The following is a 21,807-nucleotide window of genomic DNA, read 5'->3' as shown; positions in this document are numbered from 1 at the left end:
CTTACAGTTCAGGTTTCGCTTTATGATGATCTGTTGCCTGCTCAAAAGCATGAGCGACGCGGTATACAGTGCCTTCATCGAAGTGTTTTCCGATGATTTGCAATCCGAGCGGCAGTCCGTCCGCAAATCCGCACGGCACGCTGATTCCCGGCACACCCGCGAGGTTGACAGGAATCGTTAAAATATCGTTGGCGTACATTGTGAGCGGATCGCTGGTTTTTTCGCCTATTTTGAATGCCGGTGTCGGCGTTGTCGGTCCGACGATGACATCGTATTTCTCAAATACGTCTTCAAAATCTTTCTTAATAAGCGTGCGCACTTTTTGCGCTTTTTTGTAATACGCGTCATAGTAGCCGGAGCTGAGCGCGAAGGTGCCGAGCATGATGCGGCGCTTCACTTCATTGCCGAAGCCTTCTGAGCGTGTCTGTTTATAAAGGTCGATCAGGTTGTCCGCATTGTCTGAGCGGTAGCCGTAGCGGATGCCGTCAAAGCGCGCAAGGTTTGCAGACGCTTCAGAAGAAGACAGCAGATAATACGTCGCAAGCGCGTATTTGCTGTGCGGCAGAGATACTTCTTCCCATGTCGCTCCAAGGTCTTCAAGCACTTTTAAAGCGGCTAAAACCGATTCTTTCGCTTCTTTGCCGACGCCTTCTCCGAGATATTCTTGCGGTACGGCGATTTTTAAGCCTTTAATATCGCCAGTTAATGAAGAAAGAAAATCCGGCACTTCGACATTGGCGCTCGTAGAGTCCATTTTGTCCGGGCCTGAAATCGCCTGAAGCAGGAATGCGTTATCTTCTACGGTTCTTGTGATCGGCCCGATCTGGTCCAGTGAAGACGCAAAAGCGACCAAACCGTAACGCGACACGCGTCCGTATGTAGGCTTTAATCCGACGACGCCGCAGAAAGAAGCCGGCTGGCGGATGGAGCCGCCCGTATCAGATCCGAGTGAAAACGGCACTTCGCCCGCGGCAACCGCAGCTGCGGAACCGCCGCTTGATCCGCCGGGAACCGTATCGAGATTCCAAGGGTTTTTCGTCGCTTTGTACGCGGAGTTTTCAGTAGAAGAACCCATCGCGAACTCGTCCATATTCAGCTTTCCGATCGTGACGGCTTCAGCGGCTTGAAGGCGCTCCACGACCGTCGCATCGTAAATCGGATCGAAGTTTTCGAGGATTTTGCTTGAGCATGTTGTGCGAAGCCCTTTGGTCACGATGTTGTCTTTGACGCCGATCGGCATTCCGAAGAGAAGACCGTGTTCAGACCGTCCGTCAACCGCTTCGTCAAGTTCTTTCGCGTAAGCGCGGGCTCTTTCTTCATCAAGCTGTAAAAACGCCTGCACCTTATCATCCACGGATGCGATCCGTTTGTAAGATTCATCAACAAGATCGGAAATCTTGATTTCTTTTTTATGTATCATTTGTTTCAGTTCTGTGATTTTGTGATCAAATAATGACATACTGTCTCCCTCCTTTAATCCAGAATAGATGGCACACGGACATAGCCGTCTTTATGATCGGGAGCATTTTTCATGACATCCTCGACCGGAAGGCCTTTACCCGCTTCATCTTCTCTCATTACGTTTTTCATTTTCAGCACGTGTGTTGTCGGTTCCACGTTATCCGTGTCCACTTCATTAAGCTCCTCGGCAAACGAGATGATGCTGTCAAGCTGTTCTGTGAACATTTCAGCTTCTTCATCCGTAATGGCGAGTCTCGCCAAATGAGCGACATGCTTTACTTCTTCTATAGAAATTCGTGACATAAGATCCACCTCCGCATAATTCTCCGTTTCGTCATATAATACTGATCATATCAAAAATGAGCCCTCTAAAGCAACAAAACGCCGCCTTCTGAGGCATGATGAAACCCTCTCTATTTTATCCTAAATCGGGGAGAAAGAGAAACGAATTATATGTCAGAAAATTTTTACTTTTATAATTTATTGGTAGCGTTTTCATCTCTAAGCTGTTCTATGTTGACGGGGATTTTTTCCTTGAGCGGGCCAGGTTTCGAGAGTTGATTGATCGGGGATACTTTGTTAGGTTTAGTAACCATAGCCAGCACTAAATCATGCGATCCGCATGGAATGATGACTAAAGGCTGGATCGCCGGCGCATATTCCGGCACTACTAATCTACAGAGGTGATGCAACATTTACATGAAAGAAGAGAGGGTCCAAAAACGTGAGTATTGAATTAATTATATCTCTTGGCATTTACTTTGCTGCCATGCTGTTAATCGGCTGGTACGCATTCAGGAAGACAACGAATATTAATGATTACATGCTGGGCGGAAGAGGACTAGGCCCGTTCGTAACGGCGCTGTCCGCAGGTGCGGCCGATATGAGCGCATGGATGCTGATGGGAGTTCCCGGCGCAATGTTCGCAACGGGGTTATCGACCTTATGGCTGGCGCTCGGTTTGACGATCGGCGCGTATTCAAATTATCTGCTGCTTGCTCCGAGGCTGCGCGCTTACACGGAAGTTGCGGATGATGCGATTACGATTCCCGATTTTTTCGATAAACGGTTCCGCCACTCGTCATCATTGCTGAAAATTGTTTCCGCCGTGATTATTATGATCTTTTTCACACTGTACACATCGTCCGGGATGGTATCCGGAGGCAGGTTATTTGAATCAGCATTCGGCGCCGACTACAAATTCGGTTTGTTTTTAACGGCCGGTGTTGTTGTGCTTTACACGCTGTTTGGCGGTTTCCTCGCTGTCAGTCTGACTGACTTTGTACAGGGAGCGATCATGTTTGCGGCATTAGTGCTTGTGCCGATCGTTGCTTTTACCCAGCTCGGGAGCGTTTCAACGACGATTGATTCGATCAACGCCGTTAACCCGAAACTATTGGATATCTTTAAAGGCGCGAGCGTCATTAGCATTATTTCTTATTTGGCATGGGGACTCGGCTATTACGGCCAGCCTCATATCATCGTACGATTTATGGCGATTAAAGAAGTGAAAGATTTAAAACCCGCCCGCAGAATCGGGATGAGCTGGATGGTTATTTCAGTTGTCGGTTCATTGCTTACCGGGATTATCGGGGTTGCGTATTCTCATCACTTCGGGGTCTCCGTAAAAGATCCGGAAACGATTTTCATTATTTTTTCTAAAATCTTGTTCCATCCGCTGATTACGGGCTTCTTGCTGTCCGCAATTTTAGCGGCGATCATGAGTTCCATTTCCTCACAGCTTCTCGTAACGGCAAGCGCCATTACGGAAGATTTATACCGCGCCTTTTTCAGACGGGAAGCGAGCGATAAAGAATTGGTCATGACCGGACGCCTGTCGGTATTGATCGTGGCCGTTATCGCCATCCTGCTTTCCATGAATCCGAACAGCACCATTCTTGATCTGGTCGGATATGCGTGGGCAGGCTTCGGTTCGGCTATCGGCCCGGCGCTCTTGCTCAGTCTGTACTGGAAACGGATGAATGAATGGGGAGCGCTTGCGGCGATGATTACCGGGGCCGCGGCCGTTTTAATCTGGATCACGACAGGGCTTGCCGCTTCAACCGGCATATACGAAATCATTCCGGGGTTCTTCCTCAGTCTGATTGCCGGTATTGCCGTCAGCCTGCTGACCAAAAAACCGGCCGATGCTTCTTATCAGCTGTTCAGCCGGATGGAAGCTCTTTTGAAAAACAAGAAATAGACAAAAAGCCGTCAGATTTTATCCCTGACGGCTTTTTTCTTCCGCACTTGTCCTGCTATAAATACTGTGAGAAAATCATATCAATTTATTATAAGAAAAATTGCGGAGGTGCTGTGCAAATTGAGCTGGCCTATCGAACCAGACATTCTATTAAAGCTGGGCATTGCCACGCTGATCGGCATGATCATCGGTCTTGAACGCGAGCTGAAAAACAAACCGCTCGGACTGAAAACCTGTATCGTCATCGCCGTCAGCTCCTGTATGCTGACGATCGTCAGCATTAATGCGGCATATCATTTCCCAAAATATTACCGTATCATGATGGATCCGCTCCGCCTTCCCGCCCAAATCATTTCCGGCGTCGGTTTTATCGGTGCGGGCGTGATCCTGCGCAAAAGCAATGACGTCATTTCCGGCCTGACGACATCGGCTATCATCTGGGGCGCAGCCGGGCTCGGTCTGGCTACAGGCGCCGGCTTTTATAAAGAGGCGTTCGCAAGCCTCTTGTTTATCCTGATCAGTGTCGAATTTCTTCCGTGGCTGATCAGAAAAATCGGTCCCAACCGCTTGAAGGAAAAGGATATCCGCGTGAGAATGTCTCTTTCCGATAAAGACAAAATGACCGAGATTTTAAAAGAAATGAAAAGCAAACAGCTCCGCATTCACTCCGTCCGGATTGATGATCTGGGTGAAAAAGAATTTCCGATTATGGAAGTGAAAGTCAGTGTTCACAAAAACCGCTACACCACTGACGTCTATTATGATATTAAAGAAATTCAGGGTGTCGTCGGAGTGAAGTGTGATACGCTATAAAAAAACGCCGGGCTGGATTCAGCCGGCGTTTTTCTATTTATACGAATGCAGAAAAGTTATACACCGTAATCGGGGTTTCGTTTTCGATATCGCGCCTGAAGGTTTTCAGCATCTCACGTTCCTCGTCCCCGAGTGCATTGAGGTCAAACGCCTGATGCAATAATCCGTAGATCAGCATATGGCGCAGCCGGAGAAAATCCGGGATGTGTTCAAGCCAGGCGGGGTCAAGGTCATTTTCTTCCCTGTAGCCTTTCATAAAGTGTGTCATGAATTCACCCGTAAACGCGGCCTTGTCTTCATACGGGATGACCGGATACCACAACATGTTGTACAGCAGAATACTGATATCATTCACAAACCAATTGTAGCCGGTATCATCAAAATCAAATGCAGTGATTTTACCGTTGTCCCAATTGAAATTGCCGTGGTGCAGATCGGCGTGCACAAGGCCGTAGTTTTCAGGATTCTTCGGCAAACGGCGCAGTTTTTCCATTAGAGCATCCGCCCGCTCAAATACGAGATGCTGATCTGCGGGCACGTATTTTCTCAGCTTCAGCTGCTCCTCTTCATCCCATTCCTGCCTTTTAAATGCCGGGTCGCTCAGACGGTAGCTTTTCGTCAGCCGGTGCATGTTCCCCGTGTACTTTCCAAGCTCATAAAACAGAGTTCCGTTCCAGTCTGATTGCTCCACTTTGCGTCCGGGCGCTTTTTCATAGACTCTTACTAAAAATGCTCCGCCTTTTCCATCCGGCACTTCTTCGACATCTTTGCCATTTAATGAAGGAATCGGTTTCGCTGCTGAAAGCCCGCCCTTTGCCAGATGATGAAGCCATTCCATTTCTCCGAGAATATATTCCGGTGTTCTTCTGATCGTATGCGTAATTTTTAAGATATAAGGTTCGTTATCTTTCACAATTTCATATACGTAGTTCTCTGCGTCCGCGATAAATTGAAACTTGGTAAAGCCGTATATTTCACCTGCTTCAGCGAGCACCTTCTCTTCCTCAAAAATCGCTTTAATATCTTTATGCATGCTGATTCACCCTTTTCATAACGTTTGTAGGCGGTGTGTGTACTCAGCAAATGTCATTCATCAACATTCCTGCCCTTCTTTTTTCACAGCAGATTCGTAACATCCGCTTAGAAATGAAATGTGTTTTCCTGTTAATTCCTAATTATACAAATATCTTAACATACCTCATTCCTCGCTCCAACGATATTCACAATAAAAAGCCCTTGCTCATACAGAAATGAACAAGGGCATCTTGGTTAATCGTAAATATGGACGGTCGGTTCTTTGTCACCCGCATTGCGGACGATCAGCGCTTCCTGTCCGTCAGACGAGGTAATGTTAATTTCGACATCAACTGAGCTTTTTGAATAATAATCCATCAGCTCACCTGTTAAGTATTGGGTAAAGGCGATAACTTCGCTTTTCCCGTAAAATTGCATCGGGATTTCAATCTTCATTTTTCTCATTTCATCGTTTTCGTACATTGCCGTTCCGACGACTCCGGTGTAATTCGGGAAGTAGCTGTCGATGGCGTTTTTGAAGCGTTTAAACACTTCGGAATCATCAGGGTATTTCTTTGCCGTGTCTGTATCCGCCGGATAGAAGACGTACTTTTCTTTGACATCATCCCAGTTTGAAATGGTGGATGAGCCGGCCTTGACTTCTGTTTTCGCAATGTAATTCCCCGGTACGATTGATGTTTTCGGCGCTTGTTTATAAAGGGCGACGGTAATCGGCACATTTTTCAGGTTATCCATTTTCCGGAGGCGGTTAACGACTTCCTGGGCGATTTCTTCACCGTGGCTGCGGATCGTTTTGTCGCTGAGCTCCACTTCCTGCTGCGGATCACCTGTGTTTTCGCGGTAATAGTAAACAGAGTTGAGAGCGAGACCGATCATGACACCGCCAAGCTGGATGGAATTTTTATCTTTTCTTACTAAGTAATCCTGTTCAAGCATAGACGCTAAGTAAATCGGGCTGTTTTCATTTTTCTCTTTTGCCGATCCCGAGCTTGGCAGCACCGGGTTTAAGCCGAGATTCTGAAAATTGGCATCTGCCTTTTTCGCCTTTTTCAGATCACTGCCCTCTTTTTTGCGGTCAAGCCAGCTGAGTACCGTGTCCTCATCTAAATACTGGCCTTCCTGATACAAATAGTCATCCGTCGGGAACGTGTCTTGAGCGAGCCGCATCAGACCCGTCTCGAATTCATCGATGTCCAGCCTCGTGTTCAGCCGGTCCGCGGTCAGGCCGCGCGCTTTTCCGGCCTTAAACGGAAGCACCATTTTATAGTAGGAATCAGAGATATTATATTTCGGTATGATCGCTTTTTCAGAAGACTTTGCCGTTTTCTGCGTGATCTCTTCCTCTTTGTTCCCCCCGAAACTCGGCGAACAGGCCGACAGCATGAGTACTGCCGCCGTTGCCGTCGCCGCCAATGCCAACATCTTTTTCAATAGAAAACACTCCTCTTATTTCTTTAGCTCTCCCAATAGCTGTGCTTCATTCCATACTTCAATGTTTAATTCCTGCGCTTTTGTCAGCTTGCTTCCGGCCGCTTCTCCGGCAATCAGCAAGTCTGTTTTTTTGCTGACAGATCCCGTCAGCTTTCCGCCGAGCGCTTCAATCTGCGCCTTGGCTTCATTTCTGGACAGCTCTTCAAGCTTTCCGGTTAACACGATGGTTTTGCCGGCAAAATAAGAGTCGCTGTCCTCCGCTTTTACTTTTTTCGGGCCTTTGTAGAGTGTGTTCACACCGAGTTCCTCAAGTTCATTCAATAGCTCAACCATTTCTTCTTTACGGAAATAGGTGACAACGGCATCGGCCATCTTTTCGCCGATTTCATCTACCGCAAGCAGCTCTTCTTCCGTGGCTTGTTTCAGATTTTCCAGGCTTTCAAAATGCATGGCGAGTGTTTTGGCCGCTTTTGAGCCGATAAAACGGATGCCGAGACCGAACAGCAGGCGTTCCAGCGAATTCTCTTTCGACTTTTGGATGGAGCTGATCAGATTGTCAGTTGATTTTTCCCCCATCCGCTCAAGCCGGATGACCTGCTCTTTCGTCAGCTTATACAAATCAGCGACATTACGGACGAGATGTTCACGGAAAAGCTGTGTGATGACACGTTCTCCGAGTCCGTCAATATTCATCGCGTTGCGTGAGACAAAGTGAATCAGGCCTTCTCTGATCTGCGCCGGACATTCCGGATTGATGCAGCGCAGCGCGACTTCCCCTTCAATGCGGACAAGTTCGCTCTCGCACTCAGGGCAGCTGGTAGGCATATTGAATTCTTTTTCTTCCCCGGTCCGCTGTTCGATTAAGACATTGACGACCTCAGGGATGATGTCGCCCGCTTTTTTGACGACCACTTTATCGAGAATGCGGATATCCTTCTCTTTAATTAAATCTTCGTTATGAAGGGATGCTCTTGAGACCGTCGTTCCCGCGACTTTTACCGGTTCCAGAACGGCGGTCGGCGTAATGACGCCCGTTCTTCCGACATTCAGTTCGATATCGAGCAGTTTTGTCACGACCTCTTCCGCCGGGAATTTATAAGCAATCGCCCAGCGCGGGCTTTTTGCCGTATACCCGAGTTCTTCCTGTTGATCGAGCGAATCGACTTTGATGACGATCCCGTCAATTTCATACGGGAGATCGGCCCGCTTCGCCTGCAGCTCTTCGATCATTTCAATGACTTCATCTATCGTGGCGCATTTTTTCCGTTCCTGATTTGTTTTAAAACCGAGCTCATCCAGAAAATCCAGGCCCTGACTCTGTGTTTCCACACCCATTTCGTCAAGCTCCGCTATACTGTAGACGAAGATGTCAAGATTTCGTTTCGCTGCAATTTTCGGATCGAGCTGTCTGAGTGAGCCCGCAGCCGCGTTCCGGGGATTGGCGAACGGCTCCTCTTCATGTTTCAGCCTTTCTTCATTGAGGGCTTCAAATGACTGTTTCGGCATGTACGCCTCTCCGCGCACTTCTATGGAAAGATTCCGTTTCATTTTCAGCGGAATGTTGCGGATCGTTTTTAAGTTTTCCGTGATATCTTCGCCCGTCGTTCCGTCTCCTCTTGTCGCGCCTCTGACGAAATAGCCGTCTTCATAACGGAGAGAAACAGCAAGACCGTCTATTTTCAGCTCCACGTTATAAGCGACGCCGGCACCGACAGCCTGACGGACGCGGCGGTCAAAATCGCGGAGATCATCATCGTTAAATGCGTTGCCGAGACTGAGCATCGGCGTGCCGTGCTGCACCTTTTGAAACGATTCAAGCACCGCTCCCCCGACCCGCTGTGTGGGCGAATCAGGCGTTCTGAGCTCCGGGTGCTCTTCCTCTATGGCAATCAGCTCCTGCATCAGTCTGTCGTACTCGGAATCCGGCACGCTCGGTTCATCTAAGGTGTAATATTCATAACTGTACTGATCGATGGTGCGGCGCAATTCTTCTGCCCGGTGTTTCGCTGTTTCTTTGTCCATCATGTTCTTCCTTTCCTCTTCAGGTTACTGCTTTTCAATCGGCGCAAAAGCGGCAAGAAGACGCTTCACGCCGACTGGGCTCGGGAATGCAATATCAAGCTCGGTGCTTTCGCCTTCTCCTTTTACGCTGACAACCGTTCCGGTGCCCCATTTTTTATGGCCCGCTTTATCGCCGACCGCCCAGCTGAGCGAGTCGCCGCCTGTTTTGTTCGCATAGGAAACGGGACGGGATACGGGCCCGCGTTTTGGCTGCACTTTTCTTCCCGGCTGCATGCGAGGTGTTTTCTTCTCATTTAGGTTCTCCAATAAATCGCCAGGTATTTCCCTGATAAAGCGGGATTCCGGATTCATATTGGTGCGGCCGAATAAGGTGCGCATTTTGGCATTCGTTAAATACAGTTCTTCCTCCGCCCTCGTAATGCCTACATATGCGAGCCTGCGTTCTTCTTCCATCTCGGCTTCTTCCATCAGGGAGCGGCTGTGCGGGAACACGCCTTCTTCCATGCCCATTAAGAACACGACAGGAAATTCAAGCCCCTTAGCGGCGTGCAGTGTCATTAAAGTGACGGCATCCTTTCCGCCTGATTCCTCTTCCTTCTGGTCGAGCTGGTCAATATCCGCGATCAGCGCCAGATCAGTCAGAAACGCGACGAGAGACTTGTCTTCGCTTTTTTGTTCGAAGTTTTTCGTCACGGAAAGAAACTCGTCGATATTTTCAAGGCGGCTTTGGGCTTCGATTGATTTTTCGGCCTTCAGCATTTCTCTGTATTCCGTTTTCTCGAGAATTTCTTCCGTGAGTTCCGTAATGGACAGGTAATCCTGCATGTTCGTCAGATTTTCAACCATCGCGCCAAAGCCGTCAAGCGCGTTTGCCGCTTTTGCGCTGACGCCGATGAAATCAACCTGTTTGATCGCCTGGAACATTGACATTCCGTTCATCGCCGCATATGAAGCGATTTTTTCTAGCGAAGTTGCGCCGACGCCCCGCTTCGGCACATTGACGATCCGCGTAAAACTGATGTCGTCGTCCGGGTTTGACACAAGGCGCAGGTATGCGAGAATGTCTTTAATTTCTTTCCTGTCGTAGAACTTGGTTCCGCCGACGATATTGTAGTTCAGTCCGGATTTTAAAAGGGTTTCCTCAATGACGCGCGACTGGGCGTTTGTCCGGTATAAAATCGCGATATCGGAAAGCTTCCGCCGGCCCGAACTGTTCAGCTCATAAATTTTGCCCGCGACGAATTGGCCTTCGCCGAATTCATTGTCGCCACTGTAATAAGAAAGCTTGATGCCTTCGTCATTTTCCGTCCACAGGTTTTTCGGCTTGCGGTTTGAGTTGTTTTTGATCACTTCGTTAGCCGCCTGCAGAATCCGCTTTGTTGAGCGGTAGTTTTGCTCGAGCAGAATCACGTTTGCGCTCGGATAATCTTTTTCAAAGGAAAGGATATTCGCGATATCCGCCCCGCGCCATCTGTAAATGGACTGGTCGGAGTCACCGACGACGCAGATATTTTCAAGACGGGCCGCAAGCTGCTTCACAAGCAGGTATTGCGCCCTGTTCGTATCCTGATACTCGTCTACGTGAATGTATTGGAATTTACGCTGATAAAACTCAAGCACTTCCGGCACACGCTCGAAAAGCTTAATCGTCGTCATGATTAAATCATCAAAATCGAGCGATTGGTTTTTCAGCAGTTTTTTCTGATAATCGGTATACACGTCACTCGTGACCTGATCGTAGTAGCCGCCGGCCGTTTTTGCGAATTCCTCAGGTTCGATCAGCTCGTTTTTTGCGCTGCTGATGGAGCCTAAAATACTTCTCGGATCAAACTTTTTCGGATCGATATTCCGCTCTTTCAGAATCCCTTTAATAACGGAAAGCTGATCAGCCGTATCAAGAATGGAGAAATTTCGGTTGATGCCGATTCTGTCAATATCCCTGCGCAGAATCCGCACGCACATGCTGTGGAAGGTGGATATCCAGATTTCATCCGCGCCGGGTCCGAGAATGCTCTCAACCCGCTCCTTCATTTCTCTGGCTGCTTTATTTGTAAATGTAATCGCCAGAATGTTCCATGGCGCCACGTGTTTTTCCGCCATTAAGTATGCGATTCTGTGCGTCAGCACACGTGTTTTTCCGCTTCCCGCGCCCGCCATCAGAAGCAGCGGACCGTCCGTCGTCTTGACCGCTTCCTGCTGAACGGGATTTAATCCGCTTAATAATTGATTGCTAATGTAATTCATATCCGTTCACCGCCTATCAAACATATGTTCTATCATAAATCAATTTCGTCCGCTTGGCTACTTTGTCTTTACAGCCGCCACTGTTTTTAGCGCCTGATCAAAATCTTCATATACGGCATTGCCGACAACGATGACATCGGCATGACGGCCGAACCTTTCCGCCGTTTCCGCGTCTTTAATGCCGCCTCCGTAAAACAGGACGGACTTGTCCAGCACAGCCTTCGTTTTCTCCACCGTTTCTATGTCCGCCAGCATCCCGCTGTATTCCAGATAAAAAATCGGGAGATGAAGCAAATGTTCCGCGACCCGCGCATAGGCGAGAATATCTTCTGTTTCTATATGTGTATCCGCCTCCGTCAAAGCAGCCGCCTTACAATCAGGATTGACGATGCAGTAGCCCTCCGTCACGATTTCCTCCATTGACATGAGCTCTCCGTATTCTTTCATCGCCTGATGATGCATGCCGACAATCCAGTCCGCCTTTTTGCTGTTGAGCACACTCGGAATGAAATAAAGATCAAACCCGGGCACAATGGAATCAATCGTCGACACCTCAAGTACGCACGGCACTAAAAACCGCCGCACCTTTGACATCAGTCTCAGCACATTGTCCTCGGTGATATTGTCGCTTCCTCCGATCACAATGGCGTCAGTCCCTGATTCACAAAGCCGTTCCAGCTGTTCATCCGGTAAATCTTTATTCGGATCGAGTTTAAAAACATGCTTCCACTCGTTAACATCGTACATGCGTTTTCGTTCCTCCATTCGTTTCTTGCCATTTAAACATTATAACAAATTCGTTTGGCCCGGAAAAACGGAAAAAGACGTCATTCACCTGATTCACAAAAAAGATTGCGCTCCGCCGGACGGGAAACGGCTATGTTTGAAAACAGACAATATGTGGAATGTCAAAGAGAAAAAAGACAAGGAGTCTGATCTCAATGGAACAAGCCATTATCGTACTGATTTGTATATTGATCTTTATTATTTTAGTTCCCGCCGCATTGTTTCTCTGGATATACATAAGAGACGAAAAGCAGGAAGAACATTCAGTGCTGCGCAATTATCCCGTAGCGGGAAAACTGCGCTATATATTTGAAAAAATCGGACCAGAGCTGCGGCAGTATTTATTCAGCAATGATAACGAAGAACAGCCGTTTTCCCGGAGAGAATATGAACAGACGGTCATGTCGGGAAAGTATAAAAGCAGAATGATGGGCTTCGGCTCAGAACGGGATTTCGATCAGCCGGGCTATTATATCCGTAACGCCCTCTTCCCGAAACAAAGGGAGGAGCTGCGCGCAGATCAGACGCCGAAGATCGACACGATGATATACAAAATTGACAAAGACAACCTGCTGAAACGCAGCGAACACCGCGAAAAAGCAAAGGCGGACCCTTATTACCTGCATCCGGACGATGTGCAAGTGATCGGCCGCGATACATGCAAGAAGCCGTTTTATGTGAAAGGGTTAATCGGACAATCAGCGATGAGCTACGGCTCACTTGGCGACCGGGCAATTACCGCCCTGTCAAAAGGGCTGCACCAGGCCGGCGGCACATGGATGAATACAGGCGAAGGCGGCCTGTCTGAGTATCACCTGAAAGGCGGCGCGGATATTATCTGCCAAATCGGTCCCGGGCTGTTCGGCGTCCGCACCGAAGAAGGAGAATTTTCGTGGGAAGAATTTAAGAAAAAAAGCCGCCTCGAACAGATTAAAGCCTTTGAATTAAAGCTTGCGCAAGGGGCGAAAGCAAGAGGCGGGCATATTGACGGTTCAAAGGTGACCGAAGAAATTGCCGCCATCAGAAATGTGCAGCCCGGACAATCCATTGACAGCCCAAACCGCTTCAACGAGTTCTCAAATGTTCCGGACATGCTTGATTTCATTGAGAAATTAAGGACTGTCGGCGAAAAACCGGTCGGCATCAAAATTGTCCCGGGAAGCCGCAAAGACCTTGAAGACCTTATTTCCTGTATGAGCTCATCAGGCAAACTTCCCGACTTTATTACGATTGACGGCAGTGAAGGGGGAACGGGAGCTTCTTTCCATGAGCTGGCGGATTCCGTCGGCCTGCCGATTCTGACCGGCCTTCCCCTTGTTGACGGCCTTTTGAAGACATACGGGATAAGAGATAAGCTGAAAATTTTCGCATCCGGAAAGCTGCTCACTCCGGATAAGATTGCCGTTGCCCTCGCGTTAGGCGCGGATTTTGTCAATATTGCCCGGGGAATGATGTTTTCAGTCGGCTGTATCCGCGCTCAAGTATGCCACACCAATCATTGTCCTGTCGGAGTGGCGACAACCGATCCAAAACTTCAGCGCGCGCTCAGTATCGAGGATAAACAGCACCGCGTCTGCAACTACGTGCTCTCGTTGCGTGAAGGGCTGTTTCACCTTGCCGCGGCGGCGGGCATCAGCTCGCCGGTTCATTTCTCAGCTGAACACATCGTATACCGGGAGGAAGACGGAAGCCTGAGGGAACTTCCCGGCCTTTTGAATCAGCACGCATAAAAAAAACCGCCTGCCGTCATCGGCAGAGCGGTTTTTTACGTAGCTGAGGAGGATTCTCCTTTGTTTACGCGGTCAAGCGCCATTTCATAGGCGTCGTTACCGTAATTTAAGCAGCGCTTCACCCGGGAAATCGTCGCTGTGGAAGCACCCGTTTCGCTTTCAATTTTGTGATACGTATTTCCTTCGCGGAGCATTCTTGCCACTTCCAAACGCTGCGCCAGCGATTGGATTTCATTAATCGTACAAAGATCGTCAAAGAAACGATAGCATTCCTCCAGATCTTTCAGCGATAAAATAGATAAAAATAACTGGTCCAGTTCTTTTCCGCGTAATTTATCGATTTGCATCGTCAAACACCTTCTCCTTTACTAATGGAAGCTGCATCGAGATCAGGCACGATATTAATCCATGTCTTTCCTGGCACAAACGGAAGAATCTCACCGCCTTTTACGGGCAGAATACGGCCGTCTTTATATTCCCAGTCTGACTCCATAACATCGCCGTGCTGAAGCAGGAGGCCCTTCCCCCCTGACTGAATATCGATGGCCCGCCTTCCATCTTTGTCTGTCATGCGATGGCCGGCTTCAACAATAAAAATGTTGTGCATGGCTAAAGGCTTTCCGGTCTCCCGGTCTGTCGCTTTCACACCATCAGAGCTTCTTGTATAAGCATCAGCTTTTTTATCATAATCGTATTCGACAAGATTTGTAATGTTTTGTGTTCCATAATCTATCCGAATATTGTAGGTTTCGTTTCCGGGTTTTGCATCTGATGTCTGAAATGGGAGCGGTTCTGTTTTTCCGTTCAGCTTGTATCCTTTTTGTTCCGCCGCCTTCCTGATATTGTCATACGACGTATAGGAATTGTGGGGCGGCTTGCTGAAATCGGCTCTCCAAAACAGGCTTCCGTCAAAATCCAAACCGTTTATATAATCGTAAGCTCCGGACTCCAGCTGCTTTTTTGCGCCGGGACTCCAGCCATGATGGACAAATATGCTGTTAAACCCGCTGCTGAGCGTGACAAAATATTCTCTCGCGCTCCGCACAGGCCCGACCGTTTCCGGCATCTCACTTTGAAAAATCGCGAGAAACCGCGTAATCCGGCCCTCCGCAAGCGCCTCGATGACAACATCCGCCTTTGACAGCCCGGATTGGGGCCTCGCCTTCGGATGATTGTTCACTGCGACTGCAATCGGACGGCGTTCTGCAAGCTTCTGCTCAGTTTTCAGCCCCGTTAAAGGAGCTTCCGCTTCTTTCGGCTGCACCTGATCGGCATTGTTCTGCCGGCAGGCGGCAAGCAGCAAAACCGCAAAACAAAGCATACAAACGGTTTTCCATCTTTTCATATGTCGGCTCCCTGCTTTTATATTTTAACGCATTATCGATGGAAAGAGTACAGTTTTTTTCATCACGTCGAATATTCCTCTCGGCGTAATGCGGATATAAGGCAGGTGTGTGCTCTGCAAAAAGAGCAGCGTATAGATCGGATCGCAGAATCGGTAGCCCCGCTCCTCCAGCAGCGTCCTCAGTTTTTGCTCTTTCTCAAGCACTTCTTCATAATTCTCCGCAGATGCAGAACCGTTTAAGGCGAGGGGAATCTCATGCAGAATCTTCCCGTTTTCGGCAAGCACGATTCCGCCGCCGATTTCTTTCATCCGTGAGAAAGCGAGCAGGATATCTTCCTTATTTTTTCCGGCAGCGATAATATCTCCTGTTGTCGTGTAGGAACTGACAAAGCCCTGCACCCGATCGGCAAAACCTTTCAGCATTGTATTAACCCGCCATTTTCCATGCTTATCGAGAAGCGTGAGATAGCATTCATCATGATCAAAAGAAAGCTGGTCAACAGAATTATCAATCGCAATCATATACGGCTCCATAATGACCGCGTTGCGCATGGACACACCCATCGGCATTGAAAACTGTAAATCATCCATCGTCATATCATATGAAAGCTCAAGAGGGACAAGACCGCCCTTTTTCCAATCCGTTTCTGTAAACGCATTCATATTTCGACTGTCTTCCCTCACCAGGATACCTTTGGAGATCACCGTGACCGGGTCAGGATTCATCGGGTCATCGAGAATGTTCAATGAAGCAAGCCGGCCCGGACCGATCACACCGAGAAAGTCGTCCATCTGATAATACTTCGCGATATTAAAGGAGGCCATATTGTAGGCGTCAATCGCCGGAACTCCTTCCTCCAAAGCGATTTTGATTAATTCATTCGTCATGCCGCCTTTATAAAAATGCGGCGTCGCTCCATCCGTTGTGTAGAAGAAATGATCATAATGCCGGAAGCCTTTTTGATGAAGATCCTGCAAAATCGTTCTCAAATCAGGGCGGATGGATGAATGTCTGAGCGAAACATAGTAGCCCAATTCAAGCCGTCTCATCACCTCGCCGCCATTCATCGCCTCGTGGTCGGAATCAGCTCCGAACAGTTTCATCTTCGTCAGTGTTTTTTCAGAGGCCCCGGGAAAATGCCCTTCTATCCGCTTGCGCAGTTTCTTTGTCGCCTGCATGCAATGAAGCATCAGGTCATCTCCGTCCATGAGGCGCGGCCATCCGGTCAATTCTCCGCCTTGAATGACATCCGGGTGCTCAATCCACTGCTTGCGGACATCAAAAGAAAGAAGCTGATCCTCATTCAGCACTTCAGTCTGCAGATCATATCTGGACCACCAGAAATATTGCACCGGCTGTTTTTTCAGTTCTTCCAATATAGTAAGCGCTTTCTTTTTACCGCTGTGCAAAAGAAAAAACAAGTTATCATTAACAAACGTCGTTGTTCCGAATTGAGACACATATTCGGCGAGCGTTTGGGGATTATATATTTGAAAAGGATGTGTATGCGGTTCAATGTAACCTGGCACAATGTATTTTCCTTCACAATTTATGGTATGAATGTGCTCAGCTGCATCAGGAAGCTCATGACCAACATATACAATTCGGTCTCCGTAAATCCAGACGTTCTTTTTCAGCCATTGTTTTAAAAAAGGATTTAATACGAGAGCATCCCGTAAAAGTAGCGTTGGAAGCAGCTTTGAGTCTACAACATCCGCCTGTGATCTGATGTCTTTATTTTTCCAGTTAAAGGTACGTTCGGACATTCACATACTCTCCTTCGCTTATATTAGACCCATCGTATCACATCCGCACAATTATCGCACGGCTAAAACGTTACAAATTATTGAAGATGAATGAAAAACTTTTTCTAAGGGAGCTGAAATGATGAAACCGAATATCAGTTTATTAAATGCCGTTATGCGCATCACTTGCGGCCTCACCATTTTGTCTGCTGCTTCAGCGAAATACACGAGAAAACCTTGGTGCAAGATGCATCTCTTCTGTATGATGATGGGCGCAATGAAAGCGGCGTCCGGCATCCTCCGCTTCTGCCCGGTGACATATATGTTCCAAACCGGAATGAATCAGGATGACAGCCATCAGCAAGAAAAATAACAAGCCGTTTCGGCTTGTTATTTAATTTCTCCTGTCCCGCGAGTCTGAGAAGAATCCGTCTATACGCCTTCATCGATGACTGGCAAGCCGACAACCTAGGCCGTCCTCAGCTTACGTAAAAAACCCCGCAGCTCGGGTGCTGCGGGGTTCTGCTTTCTATCGTTGAGAAGCTTTCAGCGCACGGGCGCCGATGTCGCTTCTGTAAAACATTCCGGGTTTTGTCAGCCCTGAAACGGCGCTGTACACTTTATCTCTCGCCGCTTCAAATGTCTCAGCAAATGCGGTGACATTGGCGACCCGACCGCCGTTTGTGACAAATTGTCCGCCGTCTTTTTTCGTTCCGGCATGAAAAATGGCGATCCCGTCTTCAGCGGACATCAAACTGCCGATCGGCGTCCCTTTCGCATAGCCTTCCGGATAGCCTTCAGAAGCCAGCACAACGCTGACGGCGGCCGTATCTTTCCACCTTAGGTCAACATCCTTCTCATGCAGCAGATCCAAAAGCACCTGGATGAGGTCAGATTCCATTCTCGGCACGACAACCTGTGTTTCCGGATCTCCGAAGCGCGCGTTGAATTCAATGACTTTTGATCCGTTTTCCGTCAAAATCAGCCCCGCGTACAGCACGCCCGTGAAGGAGCGTCCCTCTTTCACCATTGCTTTTGCCGCCGGCTTCACAATCGTTTCGACTGCGCTTCTGACGATATCATCGGAAATGTGCGGCACCGGTGAGTAGGCGCCCATTCCGCCCGTATTCGGCCCTTTGTCTCCATCGAAGGCGCGTTTATGATCTTGAGCGATTACCATCGGATAGACGGTCTCCCCTTTTACAAACGCCATTAAAGAAAATTCTTCGCCGGCGAGGAACTCTTCAATGACAACAGATGCGCTCGCCTCGCCGAATTTCTCATCCTCAAGAAAATCGTGCAGGCATTCAATCGCTTCTTCTTCCGTCATCGCGACCGTGACACCTTTTCCGGCGGCAAGCCCGTCCGCTTTAATGACAATCGGCGCGCCTTTTTGCTGCACATATGCTTTCGCCTCTTCAAATGAAGTAAACGTCTCATATTCCGCCGTCGGAATGCCGTATTTTTTCATTAAATCCTTGGCAAACTGTTTGCTTCCTTCAATGATTGCCGCTTTTTCAGACGGTCCGAAAACAAGCAGTCCGGCTTTTTCAAACTCGTCCGCTATTCCTTCAATCAGAGGAACTTCAGGGCCGATAATCGTCAGGCCGACATGATGTTCTTTCGCAAACGCAATGAGTGCGGCATGATCGCTTTCTTCAATGTTGACCAGCGTCGCGCAGTCTGCCATACCGTCATTTCCGGGCGCGGTGTACACCGTGTCAACAAGCGGGCTTTGCGCCGCTTTCCAAGCCAATGTATGCTCTCTGCCGCCTTTTCCGATAATCAATACATTCACGCTTCGTTCCCCCTCTTAATGTTTGAAATGTCTGATGCCGGTGAATACCATGGCGATGCCGTATTCATCCGCTTTTTTAATCGAATCTTCATCGCGGACCGATCCGCCGGGCTGGATAATCGCCGTGACACCGGCTTTTGCGGCTTCTTCGACTGTATCCGGCATCGGGAAAAACGCGTCTGATCCGAGCGCGCTGCCTTTTGCTTTTTCTCCGGCCTGCTCAATGGCGATTTTAGCTGAACCGACGCGATTCATCTGTCCTGCGCCCACACCGACCGTCATATGGTCTTTTGCAAGAACGATCGCGTTGGATTTCACGTGTTTGACGACTTTCCAGGCGAGCTTCAGATCTTCCCATTCCTGCTCGTTCGGCTCTCTTTTTGTCGGGATGCTGATGTCGGCGTCATCAAATCCATGGACGTCTAAATCTTGAATCAAAAGGCCGCCCTGTACGGATGTCAGCTGTTTTTCTTTCTTCCCTGATGCGGTCACGTCAAGCGTGAGCAGACGAAGGTTTTTCTTCGCCGTCAGCACGTTCAGCGCTTCTTCACTGAAAGAAGGGGCGATAATGATTTCTAAAAAGATGCCGTGAAGGGCTTCAGCCGTTGCCTGATCAACTTCACGGTTCAGCGCGATGATGCCGCCGAAAATGGAGGTTTTATCAGCTTCATACGCTTTATTGAATGCTTCCTCAATTGAAGCTCCCGTACCGACTCCGCACGGGTTCATATGTTTAACGGCGACAGCTGCGGGTTCTGTAAACTCCCGGACGATTTGAACGGCCGCATCCGCGTCCTTAATATTGTTGTAAGAAAGCTCTTTGCCGTGAAGCTGTTTTGCCGCCGCGATGGAACCGGAGACAGGAAGTGCGCTTTGATAGAAAACAGCCTCTTGGTGAGGGTTTTCACCGTAGCGGAGCGATTGTTTTTTCTCAAATGTAACGGTGAATTGCTCAGGGTCTTTCTCACCGGCCTCGCGTGTTAAGTAATCAGCGATTAATGCGTCGTATGCCGCGGTATGGCGGAATACTTTGGCCGCAAGCTCGCGTTTTCTTTTAAGCGAAACACCGCCGTGTTCTTTCATCTCATTGAGCACGGAGCTGTAATCGGCCGGATCTGTGATGACCGTCACATCCTGATGGTTTTTCGATGCGGCGCGCAGCATGCCGGGACCGCCGATATCAATGTTTTCTATCGCTTCATCGTATGTTACGTCTTCTTTTGAAATCGTTTCTTTAAACGGATAAAGGTTGACAACCACAAGGTCAATCGGTGCAATGCCGTGCTCATTGATCTGCGCCATATGCTCTTCATTGTCTCTTACGGCAAGCAGGCCGCCGTGAATATTAGGATGGAGGGTTTTTAACCGTCCGTCCATAATTTCAGGAAATCCGGTCACTTCTGAAATGCCGATGACATCCACACCGTTTTCCTGGAGAAGTTTTTTTGTTCCTCCGGTCGAAATGACTTCGACGCCGAGCTCTGTCAGTTCCTTTACGAAAGGTACGAGATTTGTTTTATCAGAAACACTGATTAGTGCGCGTTTGATTGTCATGCCTTTTCACCTCTGTTATTTAGTCCCAGCAGCTGTTTCACAACGCTCGGATACCATTTGTGCTCAAGCTCGTGTATTGTATGCTCTATGTCTTCAAGCGTATCGTTTTCCTGTATTTCGAATGCTTTTTGCGCGATAATCGGTCCTGTGTCCATGCCTTCGTCGACGTAATGAACGGTAATGCCCGCCACTTTCACACCGGCCCGATACGCCTGTCCGACAGCGTCAATCCCGGGGAATGCCGGAAGAAGCGAGGGATGTATATTAATAATGCGGCCCCCGTATGCTTCAAGCAGCGTATCTCCAATCAGTCTCATATAGCCGGCGAGAACGATTAATTCCGCCCCGTGCAGGCGCAGCTGTTCAATAACGGCCCGTTCAAAGGCCGCTTTGTTTTCAAAAGATGACGGTTCAAAGGCAAATGACGGAATGTGTAAAGCCTCCGCCCTTTCCACCGCCTTTGCCTGAGGCTTATCCGTCACGAGAAGCGAGAGCTCCGCATCCCACTTCTCTTCTCTCATGCGTTTGGCAATGGCCTCGAAGTTCGATCCGTTTCCTGAAGCAAATACCGCAAACTTTTTCATGAAAGAGCCGCACCGCCGAAAGAAATGCCTTCGCCCCGCTTGACCCGGCCGATCAGATAAGCCTTCTCGCCCTGAGCTTCAAGCGTGTCGATGACGTCTGTCAGGTTTTCTTCTTTAACGGCAAGGACAAAACCGATGCCCATATTAAAAACATTGAACATTTCTTCTTCTTTCAGCTTGCCGTGCTCCTGCAGAAACGGAAAAATCGGCGGGATCGGCCATGATCCGTGATCAATTTCCGCACTCAATCCGTCCGGCAGCATCCGCGGGATGTTCTCGATGAATCCTCCGCCTGTCACATGCGCCATGCCGTCCACCTTACCGCTTTTCACCGCCTTGAGCACCGGCTTCACATATATTCTCGTCGGTTCCAGCAATTCTTCTCCGAGAGGACGCGCAAACGGTTCATAGACAGTATCCAAATCAAGTCCGCCGTCATCAAGAAGCACTTTTCTCACAAGGGAAAATCCGTTGCTGTGAAGGCCGCTTGAAGTAAGTCCGATTAAGAGATGCCCCTCTTCGATATGTTCACCGGTGACGATTTCGTCTTTTTCCGCGACGCCGACTGAAAAGCCCGCAATATCGTATTCATCAACCGTATACAGTCCCGGCATTTCCGCCGTCTCACCGCCGATAAGCGCTGATCCTGACTGCTCGCATCCGTCCGCCACGCCCTGAACGATCTGCTCAATTTTTACCGGATCAGCCTTGCCGACCGCCAAATAATCAAGGAAAAACAGCGGCTCCGCTCCTTGGGCAAGCACATCATTTACACACATCGCGACCGCATCGACGCCGATCGTGTCATGCTTATCCATTGAAAATGCGAGTTTCAGCTTGGTGCCGACACCGTCTGTTCCGGAAATTAAAACAGGCTTTTGATACGGAAGCTCTGACAGATCAAACATTCCGCCAAAACCGCCCAGGCTTCCCATAACGCCGAGCCTTTTCGTGCGCTCCACGTGTTTTTTCATTCGTTTGACGGCTTCGTATCCGGCTTCGATGTCAACTCCGGCATTTTTATAAGCATCAGACATCCCTATCACTCCTTGTCA

Annotated in this window: 18 protein-coding genes; 4 read left to right on the top strand and 14 right to left on the bottom strand. The window is 48.7% G+C overall.

From position 1 onward, the window contains the following. Window position 1 precedes the first annotated feature (1 nt). Together gatA and gatC are read right to left on the bottom strand one after the other, a co-directional pair. The gene (gene gatA, locus RUW00_RS15770) at window positions 2–1,459 is read right to left on the bottom strand and encodes an Asp-tRNA(Asn)/Glu-tRNA(Gln) amidotransferase subunit GatA (protein WP_017419037.1); all 1,458 of its coding nucleotides are present in this window, start codon (window positions 1,457–1,459) and stop codon (window positions 2–4) included. 14 nt (window positions 1,460–1,473) lie between these two features. Continuing rightward, window positions 1,474–1,764 carry an Asp-tRNA(Asn)/Glu-tRNA(Gln) amidotransferase subunit GatC gene (gatC, locus tag RUW00_RS15765; RefSeq protein ID WP_003155732.1) on the bottom strand — a complete coding sequence of 97 codons (291 nt, stop codon included), beginning with the start codon at window positions 1,762–1,764 and terminating at the stop codon, window positions 1,474–1,476. 421 nt (window positions 1,765–2,185) lie between these two features. Here gatC and putP point away from each other — a divergent pair, with 421 nt between their 5' ends. Both putP and RUW00_RS15755 read left to right on the top strand, forming a co-directional pair. Beyond that, window positions 2,186–3,664, top strand: coding sequence for a sodium/proline symporter PutP (gene putP / locus RUW00_RS15760; RefSeq protein WP_021495172.1), 1,479 nt, complete (start codon window positions 2,186–2,188; stop codon window positions 3,662–3,664). A gap of 120 nt (window positions 3,665–3,784) precedes the next feature. Next, the gene (locus tag RUW00_RS15755) at window positions 3,785–4,477 is read left to right on the top strand and encodes an MgtC/SapB family protein (protein ID WP_003155735.1); all 693 of its coding nucleotides are present in this window, start codon (window positions 3,785–3,787) and stop codon (window positions 4,475–4,477) included. A gap of 37 nt (window positions 4,478–4,514) precedes the next feature. Here the strand turns inward: RUW00_RS15755 and RUW00_RS15750 are convergent, their stop codons facing one another. The 5 genes from RUW00_RS15750 to pcrB form a co-directional block, all read right to left on the bottom strand. Beyond that, a complete protein-coding gene (locus RUW00_RS15750; RefSeq protein WP_121984692.1) occupies window positions 4,515–5,510 on the bottom strand; it encodes a phosphotransferase enzyme family protein in 996 nt (331 codons plus the stop codon). Window positions 5,511–5,746: 236 nt separating this feature from the next. Continuing rightward, on the bottom strand, window positions 5,747–6,943 hold the full coding sequence (locus tag RUW00_RS15745) for a CamS family sex pheromone protein (RefSeq protein ID WP_014417115.1): 1,197 nt from the start codon (window positions 6,941–6,943) through the stop codon (window positions 5,747–5,749). 15 nt (window positions 6,944–6,958) lie between these two features. Further along, a complete protein-coding gene (gene ligA, locus RUW00_RS15740; RefSeq protein WP_021495174.1) occupies window positions 6,959–8,965 on the bottom strand; it encodes an NAD-dependent DNA ligase LigA in 2,007 nt (668 codons plus the stop codon). A gap of 24 nt (window positions 8,966–8,989) precedes the next feature. Next, window positions 8,990–11,209 (bottom strand): DNA helicase PcrA, encoded by a 2,220-nt coding sequence (gene pcrA, locus RUW00_RS15735; RefSeq protein ID WP_021495175.1) that lies wholly within the window; start codon window positions 11,207–11,209, stop codon window positions 8,990–8,992. 57 nt (window positions 11,210–11,266) lie between these two features. Next, window positions 11,267–11,956: a heptaprenylglyceryl phosphate synthase gene (gene pcrB / locus RUW00_RS15730; RefSeq protein WP_003155740.1), complete on the bottom strand. Its 690-nt coding sequence runs from the start codon at window positions 11,954–11,956 to the stop codon at window positions 11,267–11,269. A gap of 194 nt (window positions 11,957–12,150) precedes the next feature. On the opposite strand from pcrB, the gene RUW00_RS15725 reads away from it, so the two are divergent. Beyond that, entirely contained in the window at window positions 12,151–13,725 is a 1,575-nt protein-coding gene (locus tag RUW00_RS15725) for an FMN-binding glutamate synthase family protein (RefSeq protein ID WP_095061204.1), read from the top strand. A gap of 35 nt (window positions 13,726–13,760) precedes the next feature. Here the strand turns inward: RUW00_RS15725 and RUW00_RS15720 are convergent, their stop codons facing one another. From RUW00_RS15720 to RUW00_RS15710, 3 genes are read right to left on the bottom strand one after another with little or no spacing between them, the layout of a single operon-like run. Further along, the gene (locus RUW00_RS15720; protein WP_003155745.1) at window positions 13,761–14,072 is read right to left on the bottom strand and encodes a YerC/YecD family TrpR-related protein; all 312 of its coding nucleotides are present in this window, start codon (window positions 14,070–14,072) and stop codon (window positions 13,761–13,763) included. A gap of 2 nt (window positions 14,073–14,074) precedes the next feature. Then, window positions 14,075–15,070 carry a DUF3048 domain-containing protein gene (locus RUW00_RS15715; RefSeq protein ID WP_280144916.1) on the bottom strand — a complete coding sequence of 332 codons (996 nt, stop codon included), beginning with the start codon at window positions 15,068–15,070 and terminating at the stop codon, window positions 14,075–14,077. 24 nt (window positions 15,071–15,094) lie between these two features. Further along, window positions 15,095–16,837, bottom strand: coding sequence for an adenine deaminase (locus RUW00_RS15710; RefSeq protein ID WP_280144915.1), 1,743 nt, complete (start codon window positions 16,835–16,837; stop codon window positions 15,095–15,097). A gap of 121 nt (window positions 16,838–16,958) precedes the next feature. Between RUW00_RS15710 and RUW00_RS15705 the strand changes: the two genes are divergently transcribed. Next, window positions 16,959–17,189 carry a YgaP family membrane protein gene (locus RUW00_RS15705; protein ID WP_017419030.1) on the top strand — a complete coding sequence of 77 codons (231 nt, stop codon included), beginning with the start codon at window positions 16,959–16,961 and terminating at the stop codon, window positions 17,187–17,189. A gap of 156 nt (window positions 17,190–17,345) precedes the next feature. Here RUW00_RS15705 and purD read toward each other — a convergent pair whose 3' ends face one another. Genes purD through purM form a run of 4 tightly spaced genes read right to left on the bottom strand, consistent with a single transcriptional unit; the run spans window position 17,346 to window position 21,789 of the window. Beyond that, on the bottom strand, window positions 17,346–18,614 hold the full coding sequence (purD, locus tag RUW00_RS15700) for a phosphoribosylamine--glycine ligase (protein WP_280144914.1): 1,269 nt from the start codon (window positions 18,612–18,614) through the stop codon (window positions 17,346–17,348). 15 nt (window positions 18,615–18,629) lie between these two features. Further along, window positions 18,630–20,168: a bifunctional phosphoribosylaminoimidazolecarboxamide formyltransferase/IMP cyclohydrolase gene (gene purH, locus RUW00_RS15695; protein ID WP_017419028.1), complete on the bottom strand. Its 1,539-nt coding sequence runs from the start codon at window positions 20,166–20,168 to the stop codon at window positions 18,630–18,632. Further along, window positions 20,165–20,752, bottom strand: a complete 588-nt coding sequence (gene purN, locus RUW00_RS15690; protein ID WP_007408902.1) for a phosphoribosylglycinamide formyltransferase — start codon at window positions 20,750–20,752, stop codon at window positions 20,165–20,167. Before purN ends, purH begins: the two co-directional genes overlap by 4 nt. Beyond that, window positions 20,749–21,789, bottom strand: coding sequence for a phosphoribosylformylglycinamidine cyclo-ligase (purM, locus tag RUW00_RS15685; protein ID WP_014417106.1), 1,041 nt, complete (start codon window positions 21,787–21,789; stop codon window positions 20,749–20,751). Before purM ends, purN begins: the two co-directional genes overlap by 4 nt. Window positions 21,790–21,807 lie beyond the last annotated feature (18 nt).

This window comes from Bacillus sp. IS1 (genome assembly GCF_032461585.1).
GTDB lineage: Bacteria > Bacillota > Bacilli > Bacillales > Bacillaceae > Bacillus > Bacillus velezensis.
The sequence above is the reverse complement of the archived record's forward strand: the minus strand, read 5'-3'. Positions and strand labels throughout refer to the sequence as shown.